Consider the following 16,737-nt stretch of genomic DNA (forward strand, 5'->3'; position numbering starts at 1 on the left):
GGGGTCAGCCCGAAGGACTCAGTCGCGTAGCATTCCCGGGCCGAAGACGTCGTAGCCGATCCGGTCCTTTGGCACGCCTCGGCGGAGGAATTCGGCGCGGACCTGGTACATGAACGGCACCGGCCCGCAGAGGTGGATGTCGGCCTCGGTCGGTAGCGGGACCCGGCTCGGATCCAGCTGGCCGGCGCTGACCCCCGCCTTCAGCCGGTCCAACTCACCGTTGGCGGCGTCCTCGTACCACAACAGCACCGACAGGTTCGGCAACTGCTCCGCCAACTCCGGCAGCTCGTGGCGGCGGGCGTGGGCGGCGGCGCTGCGGTCGGCGTGTACCAGCACCACCTCCCGGTCGGTCTCGGTCGCGGCCAGGTGGTGCAGGGCCGACATCGCCGGGGTGAGGCCGATACCGGCGCTGACCAGCACCAGCGGGCCCCCATCCCCGATCGCGCTGACCTCGCCGAACGGGGGGCTGAGGCGGAGCGTGTCACCGGCGGTCACCCGGTCGTGCAGGAGGGTCGAGACCACGCCTTCGGGGGCGTCGCCGGTGGCGCGTACCCGCTTGACGGTGATCTGCCAGTAGGTTTCGCCGGGTGGGCCGGAGAGGCTGTACTGCCGGATCTGCTGCCGCCCGCCGTCCAGGTCGACCGCGACGGAGACGTACTGCCCGGGCGTGAAGGTGGGAAGCGGGCCACCGTCGGCCGGGACCAGGCGGAAGGAGATGACATCCGCGGTCTCCTGAATGCACTCCACGACCTGCCAGTGCCGCCACACCGACCCGTCCTCGCCCACCCCGGCCTGGGTGTAGAGCCGGGCCTCCCGGGCGATCAGCTCGCAGGCGAGCAGCCAGTACACCTCGTCCCAGGCGGCTGCGACCTCGTCGGTCACGGCCGCACCGAGCACCTCGCCGACCGCGGCGAGCAGGTGGCGGCCGACGATCGTGTACTGGGTGGCGGTGATGCCGAGCGAGGCGTGTTTGTGGGCGATCCGGCGCAGGATCAGCTCCCACGACTTCTCGTCGTCGCCGTTGACGAGGTGCTCGGCGTAGGCGACCACGGAGGCGGCGAGCGCGGCCGGCTGCTCCCCGGTGGCCTGGTGGCCCTTGTTGAAGATGTTCAGTAGCTCCGGGTGGGCCTTGAACATTCGCTGGTAGAACCGGCTGGTGATCGCTTCACCGTGCGCCTGCACAGCGGGCAGGGTCGCCGTTACCACTGCTGCTGAGGATTGCGAGAGCAAGACCACTCCTTTGAGAGCATCGATCGGCGTAAAGATCGTGTTCCACGGTCGTCTACCGGACGAGTCTGCGGAAACATGACCTGGTTCCACCGAACAGACACACAACAGCCCAGATCAGGGCCGAAGGTCCTGGATTCTGTGCGGAGCCCGTCACCGTCGGCTTCGGGACGAGGAGCGGGTCGGCAGCGTCGGCGGGCCTTCCCAGCCCGGCCGAGACGGGCGCGGTCCGGTCCCGTGGCTGCGGTAGACGACGTACGGCCGGGTGACGTAGCCGATCGGCGCGCTGAAGGCGTGCACCAGCCGGGTGAACGGCCAGAACGCGAAGAGGGCGAAGGCGGCCACGACGTGGAGTTGGAAACCGATCGGCACGCTGGTCATGAGCTCGGGATCGGGGCTGAAGTAGAACAGCGACCGAAACCAGGGCGAGAGGTCCGCGCGGTAGTCGTAGCCCCCTTCGGTGATGTTGCCCCGCACCGTGTTCCAGAGTCCCAGCACGATGACGGCCGCGAGGAACACGTACATCGCTTTGTCGTTGCGGGTGGTGGCGGCGAAGACGGGGCCGGTGAAACGGCGGCGGGCGATCAGGATGACCATTCCGGCGAGGGTGCAGAAGCCGGCGACGGTCCCGATGAAGACGGCCATGAAGTGGTAGCTGTGCTCGGTGATGCCGACGGCCTCGGTCCAGGACTTGGGGATGAGGAGGCCGACCACATGTCCGATCAACACCATGAGTACGCCGAAGTGGAACAGGGGGCTGCCCCAGCGCAACAAGGCGGTCTCGTACAGCTGGGTGGAGCGGGTGGTCCAGCCGAACTTGTCGTAGCGATAGCGCCAGATCAGCCCTCCGATCAGGATCGTGATGGCCAGGTACGGGTAGACCACCCAGAGCAGCACGTGCACCGTGTTCATCTGCGGCCCCCGGTGGTGTCAACGAGTCCGTACGGTTCGAGACCAACCTCTTCGACCGGCGGACCGGTGCGGGCCAGCCGGAGCGCGGCGGCGAGGTCGGCGGGGCGCGGGGCGGGCAGCATGGTCCGGATCGCCTCGACCGCGTGCCGGTACGGGGACTCCTCCCGGCCCAGCGACTCGGCGAGCAGGTCGAGGCCGACCCGGTTGTCGTGCAGTAGCCGCCATCCGGTGTCGTCTTCGGCGGCCAGGTCGAGCAGCACCGGCAGGTAGTCGGGCAACTCGCCGTCGACCACCGCCAGGCCGGCGGCACGGTACGCGGCGGCGAAGCCGACGAGCGCCTCCCCGCGGCGGCGGGTGTCGCCGCAGGTGTAGTAGCTCAGGTGCAGGCAGCACCGGCGGCGGAAGTCGAACAGCTGCACGTAGGCGGCGCGTAGCTCGCCGGGGGCGGTTGCTTCGCAGTGGGTCAGCACCTGTCGGAGCGGCTTCGCCACGGCGTCGGGGAGCGCGTCGAGGGCGGCCCGGATGACCGGCAGCGCGGCGAGGACCTCCTCGTCGGGGTAGCGCAGCAGTAGCGAGGCGGCGCGGGCGGCGACGGGCCGCCAGGTCGTCGGTTCGGTCGTCATGGCTGGTCCCGGTTGATGTCGAGGACGCCCGGGCCGGTCACGTCGCCGCCCTCGCCGGCCGGATCCTTCCGCGGTCGGGCGCCGGTCCGGTCGCCCGCACCACCGGCGTCGATCAGGTTGGTCCGTTGGGCCGGGTCGCCGGCCTCGGTCAGGGAGTCGGCCCGCTGCCGGCTGCGTTGCGCGTCGAAGGTCTCCACCTGGATCGGTACGGGCGTGCCGGAGGATTCCCCGAAGGGGCCCTGCCCGTAGGGTCCGCCGCCGCCCATCCCGGGGCCGCCCACATAGTCCAGGGAGCACTCGGTGGCGATCTTTTCCAGCCGGTGGGCGTCCTCGGCGTGGGCGGCGGGGATGACGTAGCGCTGTTCGTACTTGGCGACCGCCAGGAGGCGGTACATGTCGTCCATCTCGTCGGCGGTCATGCCGACGCTGGCGGGGATGGCGTCGTCCGGTGTCTCGCCGAGGTTGCTGCGGCGTTGGTAGGCGCGCATGGCGGCGAGTCGGCCGAGCGCCGCGCGGACAGGTGCCGGATCGCCGGCGGTGAAGAGCTCCGCGAGGTAGTCGACGGGGATGCGGAGAGCGTCGATCGCGCCGAAGAGGTTGCCGGCCTCCTCACCGTCGTGGCCGGTGTCGCGCAGCACGTCCACCACGGGGGACAGGGGCGGGATGTACCAGACCATCGGCATGGTCCGATACTCCGGGTGTAGTGGCAGCGCCACCTCGTACTTCATGATCAGGTCCCAGATCGGGGACTGCTGGGCGGCCTCGATCCAGTCGTCGGGGATCCCGCCCGCCCGCGCGGCGGCCACGACGTCGGGGTCGTGGGGGTCGAGGAAGACCGAGCGCTGCGCCGCGTAGAGCTCCTGTTCGGCTTCGGTGGCGGCGGCCTCGGCCACCCGGTCGCTGTCATAGAACAGGAGGCCGAGGTAGCGCAGCCGGCCGACGCAGGTCTCGGAGCAGATGGTCGGCTGCCCGATCTCGATGCGGGGAAAACAGAACGTGCACTTCTCCGCCTTGCCGGTGCGGTGGTTGAAGTACACCTTCTTGTACGGGCAGCCGGTGATGCACATCCGCCAGCCGCGGCAGCGGTCCTGATCGACCAGCACGATGCCGTCCTCGCTGCGCTTGTAGATCGCCCCGGAGGGACAGGAGGCGGCGCAGGACGGGTTGAGGCAGTGTTCGCAGATCCGGGGCAGGAAGAACATGAAGGTCTTCTCGTACTCCTGCCGTACCTGCTCGGACACCTTCGCCAGCACCGGATCACCCGCCGTGATCTCGTTCCCGCCGGCCAGGGAGTCGTCCCAGTTCGCACTCCAGGTGATCTTCATGTCCTCGCCGGTGAGCAGGGACTTCGGCCGGGCGACCGGGATGTCGTCGCTGGATGGCGCGGTGATCAGGTGCTCGTAGTCGTAGGTCCAGGGCTCGTAGTAGTCCTGCATGGAGGGCAGCTTCGGGTTGGCGAAGACGGTGAACATCCGCTTCAGGCGCCCGCCCGAGCGGGGCTTGAGCCGCCCGGAGCGGGTACGCACCCAGCCGCCCTGCCAACGCTGCTGGTTCTCGTAGGTGCGCGGGTAGCCCTGGCCGGGGCGGGTCTCCACGTTGTTGAACCAGACGTACTCCACCCCGGATCGGTTGGTCCACGCCTGCTTGCAGGTCACCGAGCAGGTGTGACACCCGATGCACTTGTCCAGGTTCATCACCATCGCCATCTGCGCCATCACCCGCATCAGTACCGCACCTCCTGCGAACGGCGGCGGACCACCGTCACCTCGTCGCGCTGGTTGCCGGTCGGCCCGAGGTAGTTGAACGCGAAGGCGAACTGCGCGTATCCGCCGATCAGGTGGGTGGGTTTCACCAGCAGTCGGGTCAGCGAGTTGTGTATCCCGCCGCGGCGGCCGTTGAGCTGTGCCTTCGGCACGTCTATCACCCGTTCCTGCGCGTGATAGACGTAGACGGTGCCCTCGGGCATCTTGTAGCTGACCACCGCCCGGCAGACCAGCACCCCGTTGCGGTTGACCGCCTCGATCCACTCGTTGTCCCGCACCCCGATCTTCGCCGCGTCTGCCTCACTCATCCACATCGTCGGCCCACCGCGGGACAGCGTCAGCATGAGCAGGTTGTCCTGGTACTCCGAGTGAATAGCCCACTTCGAGTGTGGAGTCAGATACCGAACGGTGATCTCCAACTCTCCGTTGGCGCCGAGCCGCGGTTCGCCGAAGAGTCGGTGGAGGTCCAGCGGCGGCCGGAAGATCGGCAGCGCCTCGCCCGTCTCGTGGATCCAGTCGTGGTCCAGGAAGAAGTGCTGCCGCCCGGTCAACGTGTGCCATGGCTTCAGCCGCTCCGTGTTGATCGTGAACGCCGAGTACCGGCGACCGCCGTGTTCACTGCCCGACCACTCCGGACTCGTGATCACCGGAACCGGACGGGACTGGGTGTCCGCGAAGGTGGTCTGTTTCCCCTCCGCCTCGGCGGCGAGGTCCGCCAGGCGTTGACCGGTCCGCCGCTCCAGGAACCGGAAGCCCTCGGTGGCGACGCGGCCGTTCGTGGTGCCCGACAGCGCCAGGATGGCCTCACAGGCTCGAATATCGGTGTCCAGCCGGGGCCGGCCGTCGGCGGCGCCACCCCGCACCACGCCGTTGACCCGCCGCAGGTAGTCGACCTCCCGGTGCACATCGACGGTGACCGCCTTGTTCGTGGTGCCCAGCCGGTCCAGTAGGGGGCCGAGAGCGGCCATCTGGTCGGCGACCGCGCCGTAGTCCCGCTCCACGACCACGAACTTCGGCATCGTGCGGCCCGGCACCGCGGGAGCGTCGCCGGTCATCCAGTCGCGCACCACCCCGCCCGGAGTAGCCATCGCATCCGGGGTGTCGTGCAGCAGTGCCGTCGCCACCAGGTCCCTGCGTACACCGAGATGCCGGCGGGCCAGGGCGGAGAAGGCCTTGGCGATCCCGTGGAAGGCGGTGAAGTCGGTGCGGGTCTGCCACGGCGGGTTGATCGCCGGGGTGAAGGCGTTCACGAACGGGTGCATGTCGGTGGTGCTGAGATCATGCTTCTCGTACCAGGTGGCCGCCGGTAGCACCACGTCGGAGAAGAGCGTGGTCGAGGTCATCCGGAAGTCGAGGCTCAGCAGCAGGTCGAGCTTGCCCTCCGGGGCCTCGTCGCGCCACACGACATCGGCCGGGCGGTTGCCGGCCGGAGCCTGCTCCGCCCGTAGGTTCGACTCGGTGCCGAGCAGGTGACGCAGGAAGTACTCGTTGCCCTTGCTGGAGGAGCCGAGCAGGTTGGCCCGCCACACCGTCAACACCCGGGGCCAGTTCTCCGGGGCGTCCGGGTCGGTGCCGGCGAAACCGAGTCGGCCATCGACCAGTGCGTCCGCGACGTAACGCGCCGGGTCGTCCGGGTTCGCGGCCAGTGCCTCGTCGGCCAGATCAAGGGGGTTACGGTCGAAGGTGGGCATCGACGGCATCCAGCCCAGCCGGGTCGACTGAGCCAACAGGTCGACGGTGTGCTTGCCGGCGAAGGCGCCGGCGCCGGTGGGAGCGGCGAGGGCGTCGGCGGCGTACGTGTCGTAGCGCCACTGGTCGGTGTGGACGTACCAGAAGGCGGTGCCGATCATCTGCCGGGGCGGGCGGACCCAGTCCAGCGCGAACGCGAGCTGCTGCCAGCCGGTCACCGGCCGGCACTTCTCCTGCCCCACGTAGTGTGCCCACCCGCCGCCGTTGACCCCCTGGCAGCCGGTCAGCGTGGTCAGCGCCAGCATCGCCCGGTAGGTGGTGTCGGAGTGGAACCAGTGGTTCGTACCGGCCCCCATCACGATCATTGAGCGGCCACCGGAGCGCTCGGCGTTGTCCGCGAACTCCCGGGCCACCCGGGCCACCTGCGCCGCCGGTACGCCCGTGAGCGGCTCCTGCCACGCCGGCGTGTACGGCTCGGCCGTATCGTCGTACCCGGTCGGCCAGCTACCGGGTAGGCCGGGACGGGCGACGCCGTACTGGGCGAGCATCAGATCGAACACGGTGGTGACCAACCGGTCGCCGACCCGGCTGGTGGGCACGCCGCGCCGCAGCACCGCCGGCTGGTCGGTGTCGAACCGGGGCAGCAGCACCTCCACCGCCTCGCCGCCGGTACAGCTCAGCCGGGGCACGATCTCGCCCAGCTCCAGGTTCCACCGGCCGACGCCGGTCTCGCTGTAGCGGTCCCCGAGCGACCCGTTCGGCACCGCTGGCCCGTCCGCGACGGAATCCCACAGCACCGGCCGGAAGGCCGCCTCCTTGTCGCCTTCCCCCAGGTCGGCGGCGGTGACGAACTTCCCCGGGCGGTAGCCGCCGTCGGCTGCCGGCTCCAAGCTGACCAGGTACGGCAGGTCCGTGAAGCGGCGCACGTAGTCGAAGAACCGGGGCGTGTTCCAGTCGACGAAGAACTCCTTGAGAATGACGTGCCCCATCGCCATCGCCAGTGCCCCGTCGGTGCCGGGCTGGGCGGGCATCCACTCGTCGGCGAACTTGACGTTGTCGGCGAAGTCCGGGCTGACCACCACGACCTTCTGGCCCCGGTATCGTGCCTCGGCCATCCAGTGCGCATCCGGGGTGCGGGTCACCGGCACGTTGGAGCCCCACATGATGAAGTAGGAGGCGTCCCACCAATCCCCGGACTCCGGCACGTCGGTCTGGTCGCCGAACATCTGCGGGGACGCCACCGGCAGGTCCGCGTACCAGTCGTAGAACGACAGCATCGATCCGCCGATCAGCGACAGGAACCGTGCCCCCACCGCGTGCGACACCATCGACATCGCCGGGATGGGGGAGAAGCCGGCGATCCGATCCGGCCCGTACTCGGCGATGGTGTGCACATGCGCCGCGGCGACCAGTTCCAGCGCCTCGTCCCAGGAGACGCGGACCAGGCCGCCCTTGCCCCGTGCCTGCTGGTAGCGGCGTCGCCGCTGCGGATCGGCCTGAATCTCGGCCCACGCCGCCAGTGGATCACCCAGCCGCTGCCGGGCCTCGCGGTACATCTCCATCAGCACACCCCGGGCGTACGGGTAGCGCACCCGCGTCGGCGAGTAGGTGTACCAGGAGAACGCCGCCCCGCGTGGGCAGCCCCGCGGCTCGTACTCCGGCCGATCCGGGCCGACGCTCGGGTAGTCGGTCTGCTGCTGTTCCCAGGTGATGATGCCGTCGCGGACGTACACCTTCCAGGAACAGGAACCGGTGCAGTTCACCCCGTGGGTGGAGCGCACCACCTTGTCGTACGACCAACGGTCTCGGTAGAAGGCATCCGCCTGGCGCCCACCGACCTGGTAGAGGGCCCGGCCGTCGGGGGCGACCTCGGCCCGGCGAACCAGGCCGCCCACGGCCAGCAACGCCCGGCTCGCATGCTCCGTCGTGCCCGTCATTCGCCTCATTCCTCACCGGTGACCGCGAGAACACCCGATGGGATGACTCGTCCCCAGCTTGGCGCAGATAGCCAGACAAAGCGGGTCTAAATCGGCGCGATCGCCTATCTCGGTGGCGCTGGTGAACTTTCCGCCCGGCAACACCCTGCGCACCCAGGTGATCCGATAATTGGCAAGTTGCAGTGCTTTGGGTGGCTTAGGGTGAGGGGCGTGGTGCACGAGGCGCTCAGCTCCCCGGCGACGACCCGTCCGGGGCCGGAGATGGTCTGGATCCCGGGTGGTCGGTTTCGGATGGGATCAACGGATTTCTATCCTGAAGAAGGGCCCGTGCGATGGGTCGAGGTCGATGGGTTCTGGATCGATCAGTACCTGGTGACCGTCCGAGATTTCGAGCGATTTGTCCGGGAGACCGGCCACGTGACAATGGCCGAGGTGGCACCGACGGCGGCGGACTACCCCGACGCCGACCCGGAGCTGCTCGTCCCCGGCTCCCTCGTGTTTCGCAAGGCCTCCGGGCCGGTCAGCCTCGCCGACTACCGCAACTGGTGGTCGTGGACGCCGGGCGCGACCTGGCGTCATCCCGAGGGGCCGGGCAGCACCATCGACGGCAGAGACCTGCACCCGGTCACCCACGTCGCGTACGCCGACGCGGTGGCCTTCGCGACCTGGGCCGGCAAGGAACTCCCCACCGAGTCCGAGTGGGAGCTCGCCGCCCGTGGCGGGCTCGACGGTGCCGCCTTCACCTGGGGCAACGAGTTCGCCCCCCAGGGCAAGATGATGGCCAACACCTGGCAGGGCGCGTTTCCCTGGCAGAACCTGCTCCTCGACGGGTACGCGGGAACCTCGCCGGTGGGAGCCTTCCCGCCCAACGGTCACCGCCTCTACGACATGGCCGGCAACGTCTGGGAGTGGACCCGGGACGTCTTCACGTACCCCGCTGACCCGTCGGCGAAGGCGTGCTGTACGACGCCGGTCACCGCCGACGGACCGGGCGCGGGCATTCCCCGCCACGTCATCAAGGGCGGGTCCCACCTGTGCGCCCCCAACTACTGCATGCGGTATCGGCCGGCGGCCCGGCAGGGCGAAGCGATCGACACCTCGACCTGCCACCTCGGCTTCCGGTGCGTCATCCGGTAGTACCGGAGTCGCTGCCGGTCCGGCTGCGACCGATCGGCACGAGCACCCAGAGCAGCAGCAGCCAGATCAGGGTCAGGCCGGTCAGCGCGAGCGCGAGCGGCAGCTCGAGGATGAAGTCCGTGACGAGGAGCACCGCGACGATCACGGCCAGGATCATCAGCAACAAGCCGGTGGTGGTCATCCAGTGGGTGAAGCGCGCCAGTTCCGGATCACGCCCCTGCCGGAACAGCGCCCGGTGGAACGCCACCGGGGCGATGGTCGCCACCGCCGCGGCGGCGGTGGCGAGGAAGGAGATGATGTAGAGCGTCCGTTGGAAGGCGTTGGTCTCGCCGAACGCGGAGCTGAACGGGAGGGCGAGCAGGAAGGCGAAGAGGATCTGCACCCCCGTCTGCGCGATCCGCAGCTCCTGCAACAGCTCGGCGTACCGGCGCCGCCAGCGGGTCTCCGTCTCCTCCGCCACCCTGCCTCCGCAATCGGTGTGGTCCGGGCCGGGAGGGAGGGACCCTCCTTCCTCCGTGCCTCACAGTCTGGCACCGATGCGATCTCTCGCCGTGGGAATCGGCCAACGCACCGACACCGGTGGCGCGGGGCCCGACCCGGCTGTGATCCCGGATGGGGCACAATCGTGATCATGAACGGCTCGCTAGCGGCTGGCGGCGCCGCCATCCGGCCGGCCACCGTCGAGGACGCGGCGACGGTCGCGGCGGTCTACGTGCGGAGCTGGCGTGCCGCCTACGCGGAACTCCTGCCCACCGAGGTGCTGGCATCCCTGGACGAGGCGGATTGGGCTCGGCGTTTCCGCAGTCGGCGGGACCCGGCCCGGAGCACACTGCTGGCGTTCACCCCGGGTCGCGTCGTTGGTGTGGTGATGGCCGGGCCGGACCGGCAGGATCCGCGATCCGCCGAGGTCTACGCGATCTACGTGCTACCGGAGTTCCAGGGCCAGGGGGTCGGTGCGGCCCTGCTGGACGCCGCCATCGCCCAACTCGACGCAGCGGTTGTCCGGCTCTGGTGTGCCGCGGCGAACAACAGCTCCCGAAGGTTCTACGAGCGCCGGGGATTCGTCCTGGACGGGGCGACCGGCAGCTACGAGATCAGCGGTCACCGGCTGGCCACCGTCCGCTACGCCCACGCGAGGTAGCGCGGGACCGATCGGTCCACCGCAGCCCGGATTGACGGTTCCGCCCAATCCGAACCAGAACGTGTGGAAGGCTCGCAGGCGACAGCCGCTTGGCCCGGGCTGGTTTCGGCCCGCAGCGGAAAACCGCAGACATGGGTTGCCCAACGCAATTTCGGCGGCGGGTCGTCAACACGCTCCGGTCGGGTCCCTACCCGAAGCGGTGAGGAGTTCGATGATGCTGTGGGCGAAGTTCTTCCGAATCCGCCAGAACCTGGTGGGGAGCATGTGGTTCTTCCCGCTGCTGGGCCTGGTGGTGGGAGGGCTGCTCGCCCTGGTGGTCCGCGAGGTCGACGCTGTCATCACCCTGCCGTCGGCGTGGGAGTTCGAGCCGTCCGCGGCACAGGAGCTCCTCACGATCGTGGTCGAGGTCGCCGGGGTGCTGGCCGGATTTGTGGTGGCCGTGAGCGTGGTCGTACTCGAACTCCACGCCGACAGTTTTCCGCGCTACCTGCGGTTGTTGTACCGGGACCGATTCCACCTGGCCGTCGTGACGTTTATCCTCGGGACGGTCGCCTTCGCTTTCACGCTCCTGGCTCTTGGTGGGTCAGCGGAGATCCCGCCGCTCGGTGTCGGCATCTCGGGGATTTTCCTCATCGTCAGCTTCGTGCTCTTCGTGGTTTTCCTCAACCATCTGGTGCATCAACTTCGACCGGTGGCGGTCGCGGCCGACGTGACCAAGACCGCCCGGAAGCTGATGGCGGCGCGCGACCAGTCGGGCGGGTCGGTGGTGACCAAGGAGGAGCCGGCCGGGGATCCAACTCTGGTGATTCAGTCCCAACGGTCCGGGTCGGTGCAGGCGTTGAATGAGGCAGCCCTGGTCCGTTGGGCCAGCCAGCACGACTGTCAGCTCCGGTCAAAGGTGGCGGCCGGCGACTACATCATCGCCGGCCAACCAGTGATGGAGATATTCGGGACGAGGCCGTCGGGTGACTCCACCAAGCAGATCCACGCCATGGTGGCCCTGGGGATCGAGCGGACCATCGAGCGTGATCCGGCCTTTCCGGTACGGATTCTGGTGGACAGCGCGGCCCGGGCGCTCTCCTCGGCCATCAACGATCCGACAACAGCGGTGCAGATGATGGACTACCTGGAGGAGCTGCTGCGGATGATCGGGGCGCGGCCCCTCGGCACGATGCGGTACTGCGACGAGTCCGGCCAGCCGCGGCTGACTGTGCCCGGCCGGACGTGGGAGGACTACCTCACGCTGGCGGTCACCGAGATCCGCGAGTACGGGGCCAGCTCCGTCCAGGTGCTGCGGCGGCTCCGCGCCATGCTCGAGGATCTCCGCGAGGTACTTCCGGCCGACCGGCGACCGGCGGTGGACGCCGAGCTTGACCGGCTGGACCAGACCCTGGCCGCGAGCTTCGGGGGCAAGGTCGACCACGACCGGGCCGTGGTGCCGGACCGGCAGGGAATCGGCGGTCCGGGCCGGGGGTGAGGCTCCGGCTCCGAGCCCGGCTCGTGGCCGGAGGCATTCCGGCCACTGGGTGCCCCGTTCTCTGGTAGAACGAGAAAAGGAGGGGCGTGCATTCCATGGGACCGTTGAAACGGCTGGTGAAGGGTGTTGCCGATGGGCAAGAGTTCTGATCAAGAAACGTTGCGGGCGCTCCGAAATCCGCGCGGGGTCGCGATCGCGGGCATACTTTTCGCCGTGGTCTTCGCCATCAGTATCATCCTGCTTCGGTCGGCGCTCCCGAAGGAGCCTTTTGCCGATGTGGAGTGGGTACGGCAAGAAGCTGGCCGGATGCGGGTGGCGTTGTTCCTCATCCCGTTCGCCGGAATCTTCTTCCTCTGGTTCATGGGCGTGGTGCGCGAGTACATGGGCAACTTGGGAGACTGGTTCTTCTCCACTCTGCTCATCGGGAGCGGGGTTCTTTTCCTGGCCATGATATTTGTCGCCGTCGTGGTGGCGGGAGCCATTGTGGATGGTGTTCCCGAAGGTGGGTCCCAGTCCTTGGGTACCGAGACGGTGGGGTTCGGTCGCTCGATCATGCTTGAGGCGAGTGGGATCTACGCGGTACGTATGGCAGCGGTGTTCATGTTCGCGCTCGGAACGGTGGGGATGAAGACCCGCCTGATGCCGAAGTGGCTCTGGATCCTGACCTACATTCTGGCCGTGCTGCTCTTGATCTTCACCAACCAGAATCTCTGGTTCACGCTCATCTTCCCGGCCTGGGTTCTGCTGGTGAGCATCCGAATGTTGGTCACCGGCCAGGTGGCGCCATCCGACACCGCGAAGAGTTGATTGGCAAAGTACGGGCAGGCCGCGGGTCTCGCCGTGGGAGCGGGAGAAGGAGAAGCCGTTCATGAGTAAAGCATTCAAGGGCGTTATCAACCTGGGCGCCAAGGACTCGACGCCGGATTGGGACCCCTACGCCCAACCCCAGGCGCCGAAAGGTGCGCCGAACGTGTTGTTCCTGGTCTGGGACGACACGGGTTTCGGCTCCTGGGACTTCTTCGGTGGGCCCATCGAGATGCCGAACATGAGCAAGCTCGCCAACAACGGACTGAAGTACACCCAGTTTCACACCACCGCGCTCTGCTCGCCCACCCGGGCCGCGCTGCTGAGCGGGCGCAACCACACCACCGTCGGCATGTCCTGCGTCGCCGAGGCGACCCAGGGATTCCCGGGGATGAATGGGCACATTCCCGGGGAGGCGGCTCTTATCGGGGAGATCCTCGGCGACCGGGGCTACAACACCTACGCGCTGGGCAAGTGGCACTGTGTCGCCGAAGACGAGACCAACATGGCCTCCTCCAGGCGGAACTGGCCCACCCACCGTGGCTTCGAACGCTTCTACGGCTTCCTTGGTGGAGAGGCCAACCAGTACTACCCGAACCTCGTCCAGGACCAGCAGTTCGTCGACCAGCCCACCGACCCGGTAAGTATTGACGAGTGGAAGGAGGGCAAGGACGGGTATCTGCTCACCGCCGACCTTGTCGACCGGGCGATCGGCATGATCGGCGACGCCAAGCAGGTCGCTCCGGACCGCCCCTTCTTCATGTACTTCTGCCCCGGGGCGAACCACGCCCCGCACCACGTACCGAAGGCCTGGGCGGACAAGTACAAGGGCAAGTTCGACATGGGGTACGAGGCGATCCGCGAGAAGATCCTGGCAAAGCAGATCAAGATGGGGATCCTGCCGAAGGGGACCGAGCTCTCGCCGATCAACCCGCTCAGCGACGTGCGCAGCGCGGACGGCAAACCCTCGCCCGCCATGAGCGACGTACGGCCGTGGGACTCGCTCAGCGACGATGAGAAGAAGCTGCAGACGCGGATGGCGGAGGTCTTCGCCGGCTTCTCCAGCTATGCCGACCATGAGATCGGTCGGCTGATCGCCTACCTCGAGGACACCGGAGAGCTGGACAACACCCTCATCTTCGTGATCTCAGACAACGGAGCGTCAGGTGAGGGTGGGGCGGACGGCGCCGTTAATGAGAACACGTTCTTCAACGGTGTCCCGAGCAATATCGACGAGAATATCAAGATGCTCGATATTCTCGGTTCGCCCGGCACCTACAACCACTATTCGACCGGTTGGGCCTTCGCCTTCAACACCCCGTTCAAGCTGTTCAAGCAGGACGCGTGGGAGGGTGGAATCTGTGACCCGATGATCGTGCACTGGCCGGCCGGGATCAAGGCCAAAGGCGAGCTACGCGACCAGTACGCGCACGTGACCGACATCGTGCCCACGGTGTATGACTGCCTCGGCATCGAGTTGCCGGAGACGGTCAAGGGCTTCAAACAGTGGCCACTGGAGGGCTCCAGCTTCAAACACACCTTCGAGAAGCCGAAGGCCAAGACCGCGAAGCAAAGCCAGTTCTACCAGATGCTGGGTACCCGGGCGCTGTGGCGGGACGGCTGGAAGGTCGACGCTCTGCACCCGAGCTCACCGGCGGACTGGGGTCATTTCGGTCTGGATCAGTGGGCGCTCTACCACACCGATGTCGACCGTGCCGAGATCCATAACGTGGCCGACCAACACCCCGAGCTGGCCGCGGAGTTGGCGGCACTCTGGTATCACCAGGCCGGCATGTTCTTCGGTCTCCCGGTGGACGACCGGCCCATTGCCGAGTTGCTCAGCACGCCGCGACCGCAGGTGGCGCCACCGCGAGACCACTACGTCTACTATCCGAACACGCTGGAGGTCCCCGAGGCGGTCGCGGTCAACATCCGGGGGCGGTCCTACATCCTGGCAGCCGACGTTGTCATCGATGGTCCCGACGCGGAAGGCGTTCTCTTCGCACAGGGCTCCAACTTCGGCGGGCACGCCCTCTACCTCAAGGACGGCAAACTGAAGTACGTCTACAACTACCTGGGGGAGAAGGAGCAGGTTATCTCCTCGAACATCGATGTGCCGAAGGGGAAGGTGGTACTCGGCGTCGCGTTCGAGAAAGACAAGTTGATTTCTCCACCCGGCTCCGACCAGCCCAGTGCCTGCATCGGGAACGCCTCGCTGTTCATCGGCAAGAAGAAGGTGGGTGAGTGCAAGGGAATGCAGACCCAACTCGGCAAGTTCGCGCTCGCCGGGGAAGGCTTCAACGTCGGCCAGGACCGCGGCGCGCCCGTCACCTATGACTACTCCGGCGCCCGTCCCTGGAAGCTGACCGGTGCCACGATCAAGCAGGTCATCGCGGATGTCTCCGGTGAGGCCTACGTTGACGTCGAGCGGGAGGCGGCCGCCATGATGGCCCGGGACTGAGCGTTGCCGCCAGCTCCCACGGCCGGGTGGGCAGCTGCGGCTCGGGCGTGGCGTCGGTGCTGACCAGCGCGGCCTTGGGGGTATCCGCCGGACGGCGGATACCCCCACGCGTTATCCGAGGAGGTGCGCGAGGTCCGGCAACACGCTGACCGCGGCGAATCGAGTCGTGCGGCCGACGAAACACGTGACCGCGAACATGGTCACCGACATCCGGGTCGAGCTGATGCAGAAGACGACCAGCAGGAGCGGGGGCAGGCCGACCGCCGCGCTCAGCAACACCACCGGTACCGCCACGAAAGGCCGGTCGAGCAGGGTGATGAGTCGGTTGTTCCAGCGGCGGGTCACCGCGACGACGGCGGTGATCGACCGGCGGAGGATCGTCCGGACGGTCACTCGGGGCGGCACGGCCGCCGGCTCCGCAGCGCCGAGACCCGGACCGCTCGGCGCCGTCGCGCTCGGTGCCGGACCGCTCGGCGCCACCGCCACGGTTGTCGCCGCCGCCGCCGCCGGCTCCGGCTCCGGCGCGAAGCGGGCGGTGTGCCGCTCCAACCAGCGGCGCAGCCTCGTGGAGCGGAGGGTGCCGCGTAGGCCCAGGAGCATCAGCGCCTTGCCGGTGGTCTGCCCGGCGCCGGCGGTGACACCCAGCAGGAGGGCGCCCTGCCCGGTCACGGTGGCCGCGCCGATGAGGTACGGCTCCACCGGCACCGCCGGGATGAAGGCCGAGGCGAACGCCATCAGGAAGGTCGCGATCCCGGCCTCGATCATGACGCGTCCCCGCTCATGCGGACGGGGGCCAGCCGGGGTCGGGGGCTTGGCCGCGCTGCGGTGGACGGCTGCTGGGTAGTCGCCGTACCACCACCAGGGAGACGACCTTGATCACGGTCACCGCCAGGGCCAGCGCGAGCGCTGGCCAGGGGCTCGGAACGAAGAGCGCGAGCAGCACCAGCGCGCTGGTGTTGGCAGCCTTCGCCGGCGGGGACCAGTTCCACCGGAAGACACCACGGTGCACGTGGAAGAAATAGTTTGGGCTGAGTAGCCCGAAACGGAGAAACGACAGGCTGAGCACCAGATCGACGACGACGAACTGCAGCAGAAAGACCGCGATGGGAGCCACCATCTGTGGTCGTGCCTGAAGCAGCGGGATGATACAGAGGATGCAGCAGAGCCGGTCGGCCAGGATGTCGAAGACCGCACCGAAGCGGGTCTCCTGGTTCAGTCGGCGGGCTGTCCAGCCATCCAGAGTGTCGCCGACCCAGTAGATTAGATAGGCGGTTACCGCCAGGACCGGGTCCTGGGTGACGATCGCGCCGATCGCGACCGCGACCGCGCCGATCGTACGTACCGCTGTCACGGTATTGGCGGCCTGCACGATCCGCGGCGGCGCGGCGGTCGTCGGCGTCGTACGCTCCTGAAGGTTCGTTCCCGGCATACAGCTTCCTCCAGGAGGTGAAGGCTACCGCCGAATGTGGCAGGTGGCGGAACCACATTACAACCCGAGCAGCGAAGACGATCTCGCCGAGGGGCTTGACATCACCTGGAGGTGACCCGGGTGCACTGGCGGTAATG

General features: G+C 68.0%; 13 protein-coding genes. 5 read left to right on the forward strand and 8 right to left on the reverse strand.

Annotated features, from left to right (window positions below):
- Positions 1-18 precede the first annotated feature (18 nt).
- From B118_RS0111780 to B118_RS0111800, 5 genes are all read right to left on the reverse strand, one after another.
- The gene (locus B118_RS0111780; protein WP_080635268.1) at positions 19-1,254 is read right to left on the reverse strand and encodes a globin domain-containing protein; all 1,236 of its coding nucleotides are present in this window, start codon (positions 1,252-1,254) and stop codon (positions 19-21) included.
- Between the two features lie 126 nt (positions 1,255-1,380).
- Positions 1,381-2,139, reverse strand: a complete 759-nt coding sequence (gene narI, locus B118_RS0111785) for a respiratory nitrate reductase subunit gamma (RefSeq protein WP_027657982.1) — start codon at positions 2,137-2,139, stop codon at positions 1,381-1,383.
- Positions 2,136-2,762, reverse strand: a complete 627-nt coding sequence (gene narJ, locus B118_RS0111790) for a nitrate reductase molybdenum cofactor assembly chaperone (protein ID WP_028192803.1) — start codon at positions 2,760-2,762, stop codon at positions 2,136-2,138. Before narJ ends, narI begins: the two co-directional genes overlap by 4 nt.
- Positions 2,759-4,486, reverse strand: a complete 1,728-nt coding sequence (gene narH, locus B118_RS0111795; protein WP_027645760.1) for a nitrate reductase subunit beta — start codon at positions 4,484-4,486, stop codon at positions 2,759-2,761. Before narH ends, narJ begins: the two co-directional genes overlap by 4 nt.
- Positions 4,486-8,151: a nitrate reductase subunit alpha gene (locus B118_RS0111800; protein ID WP_028192804.1), complete on the reverse strand. Its 3,666-nt coding sequence runs from the start codon at positions 8,149-8,151 to the stop codon at positions 4,486-4,488. The genes narH and B118_RS0111800 overlap by 1 nt, the downstream gene beginning before the upstream one ends.
- 201 nt (positions 8,152-8,352) lie before the next feature.
- Between B118_RS0111800 and B118_RS0111805 the strand changes: the two genes are divergently transcribed.
- Complete coding sequence (locus B118_RS0111805; protein WP_027645762.1) at positions 8,353-9,288, forward strand: formylglycine-generating enzyme family protein; 936 nt, start codon at positions 8,353-8,355, stop codon at positions 9,286-9,288.
- Here B118_RS0111805 and B118_RS0111810 read toward each other — a convergent pair.
- Positions 9,278-9,748: a DUF6328 family protein gene (locus tag B118_RS0111810; RefSeq protein WP_018223554.1), complete on the reverse strand. Its 471-nt coding sequence runs from the start codon at positions 9,746-9,748 to the stop codon at positions 9,278-9,280. The two genes, B118_RS0111805 and B118_RS0111810, sit on opposite strands and share 11 nt — an antisense overlap.
- 171 nt (positions 9,749-9,919) lie before the next feature.
- Here B118_RS0111810 and B118_RS0111815 point away from each other — a divergent pair, with 171 nt between their 5' ends.
- The 4 genes from B118_RS0111815 (at position 9,920) to B118_RS0111830 (ending at position 15,171) form a co-directional block, all read left to right on the forward strand.
- Positions 9,920-10,429 carry a GNAT family N-acetyltransferase gene (locus B118_RS0111815; RefSeq protein ID WP_026185840.1) on the forward strand — a complete coding sequence of 170 codons (510 nt, stop codon included), beginning with the start codon at positions 9,920-9,922 and terminating at the stop codon, positions 10,427-10,429.
- A gap of 211 nt (positions 10,430-10,640) precedes the next feature.
- Positions 10,641-11,906 (forward strand): DUF2254 domain-containing protein, encoded by a 1,266-nt coding sequence (locus B118_RS0111820; protein ID WP_018223556.1) that lies wholly within the window; start codon positions 10,641-10,643, stop codon positions 11,904-11,906.
- A 132-nt stretch (positions 11,907-12,038) separates the two neighbouring features.
- A complete protein-coding gene (locus tag B118_RS0111825; protein WP_018223557.1) occupies positions 12,039-12,713 on the forward strand; it encodes a hypothetical protein in 675 nt (224 codons plus the stop codon).
- A gap of 61 nt (positions 12,714-12,774) precedes the next feature.
- Positions 12,775-15,171 (forward strand): arylsulfatase, encoded by a 2,397-nt coding sequence (locus tag B118_RS0111830; protein ID WP_018223558.1) that lies wholly within the window; start codon positions 12,775-12,777, stop codon positions 15,169-15,171.
- 111 nt (positions 15,172-15,282) lie between these two features.
- On the opposite strand, the gene B118_RS0111835 is transcribed toward B118_RS0111830, so the two are convergent.
- Complete coding sequence (locus B118_RS0111835; RefSeq protein ID WP_028192805.1) at positions 15,283-15,936, reverse strand: hypothetical protein; 654 nt, start codon at positions 15,934-15,936, stop codon at positions 15,283-15,285.
- Between the two features lie 13 nt (positions 15,937-15,949).
- Entirely contained in the window at positions 15,950-16,600 is a 651-nt protein-coding gene (locus tag B118_RS0111840; RefSeq protein WP_018223560.1) for a CDP-alcohol phosphatidyltransferase family protein, read from the reverse strand.
- Positions 16,601-16,737: the final 137 nt, after the last annotated feature.

This window comes from Salinispora pacifica CNR114 (assembly GCF_000514775.1).
In the GTDB taxonomy this organism is placed as follows: domain Bacteria; phylum Actinomycetota; class Actinomycetes; order Mycobacteriales; family Micromonosporaceae; genus Micromonospora; species Micromonospora pacifica.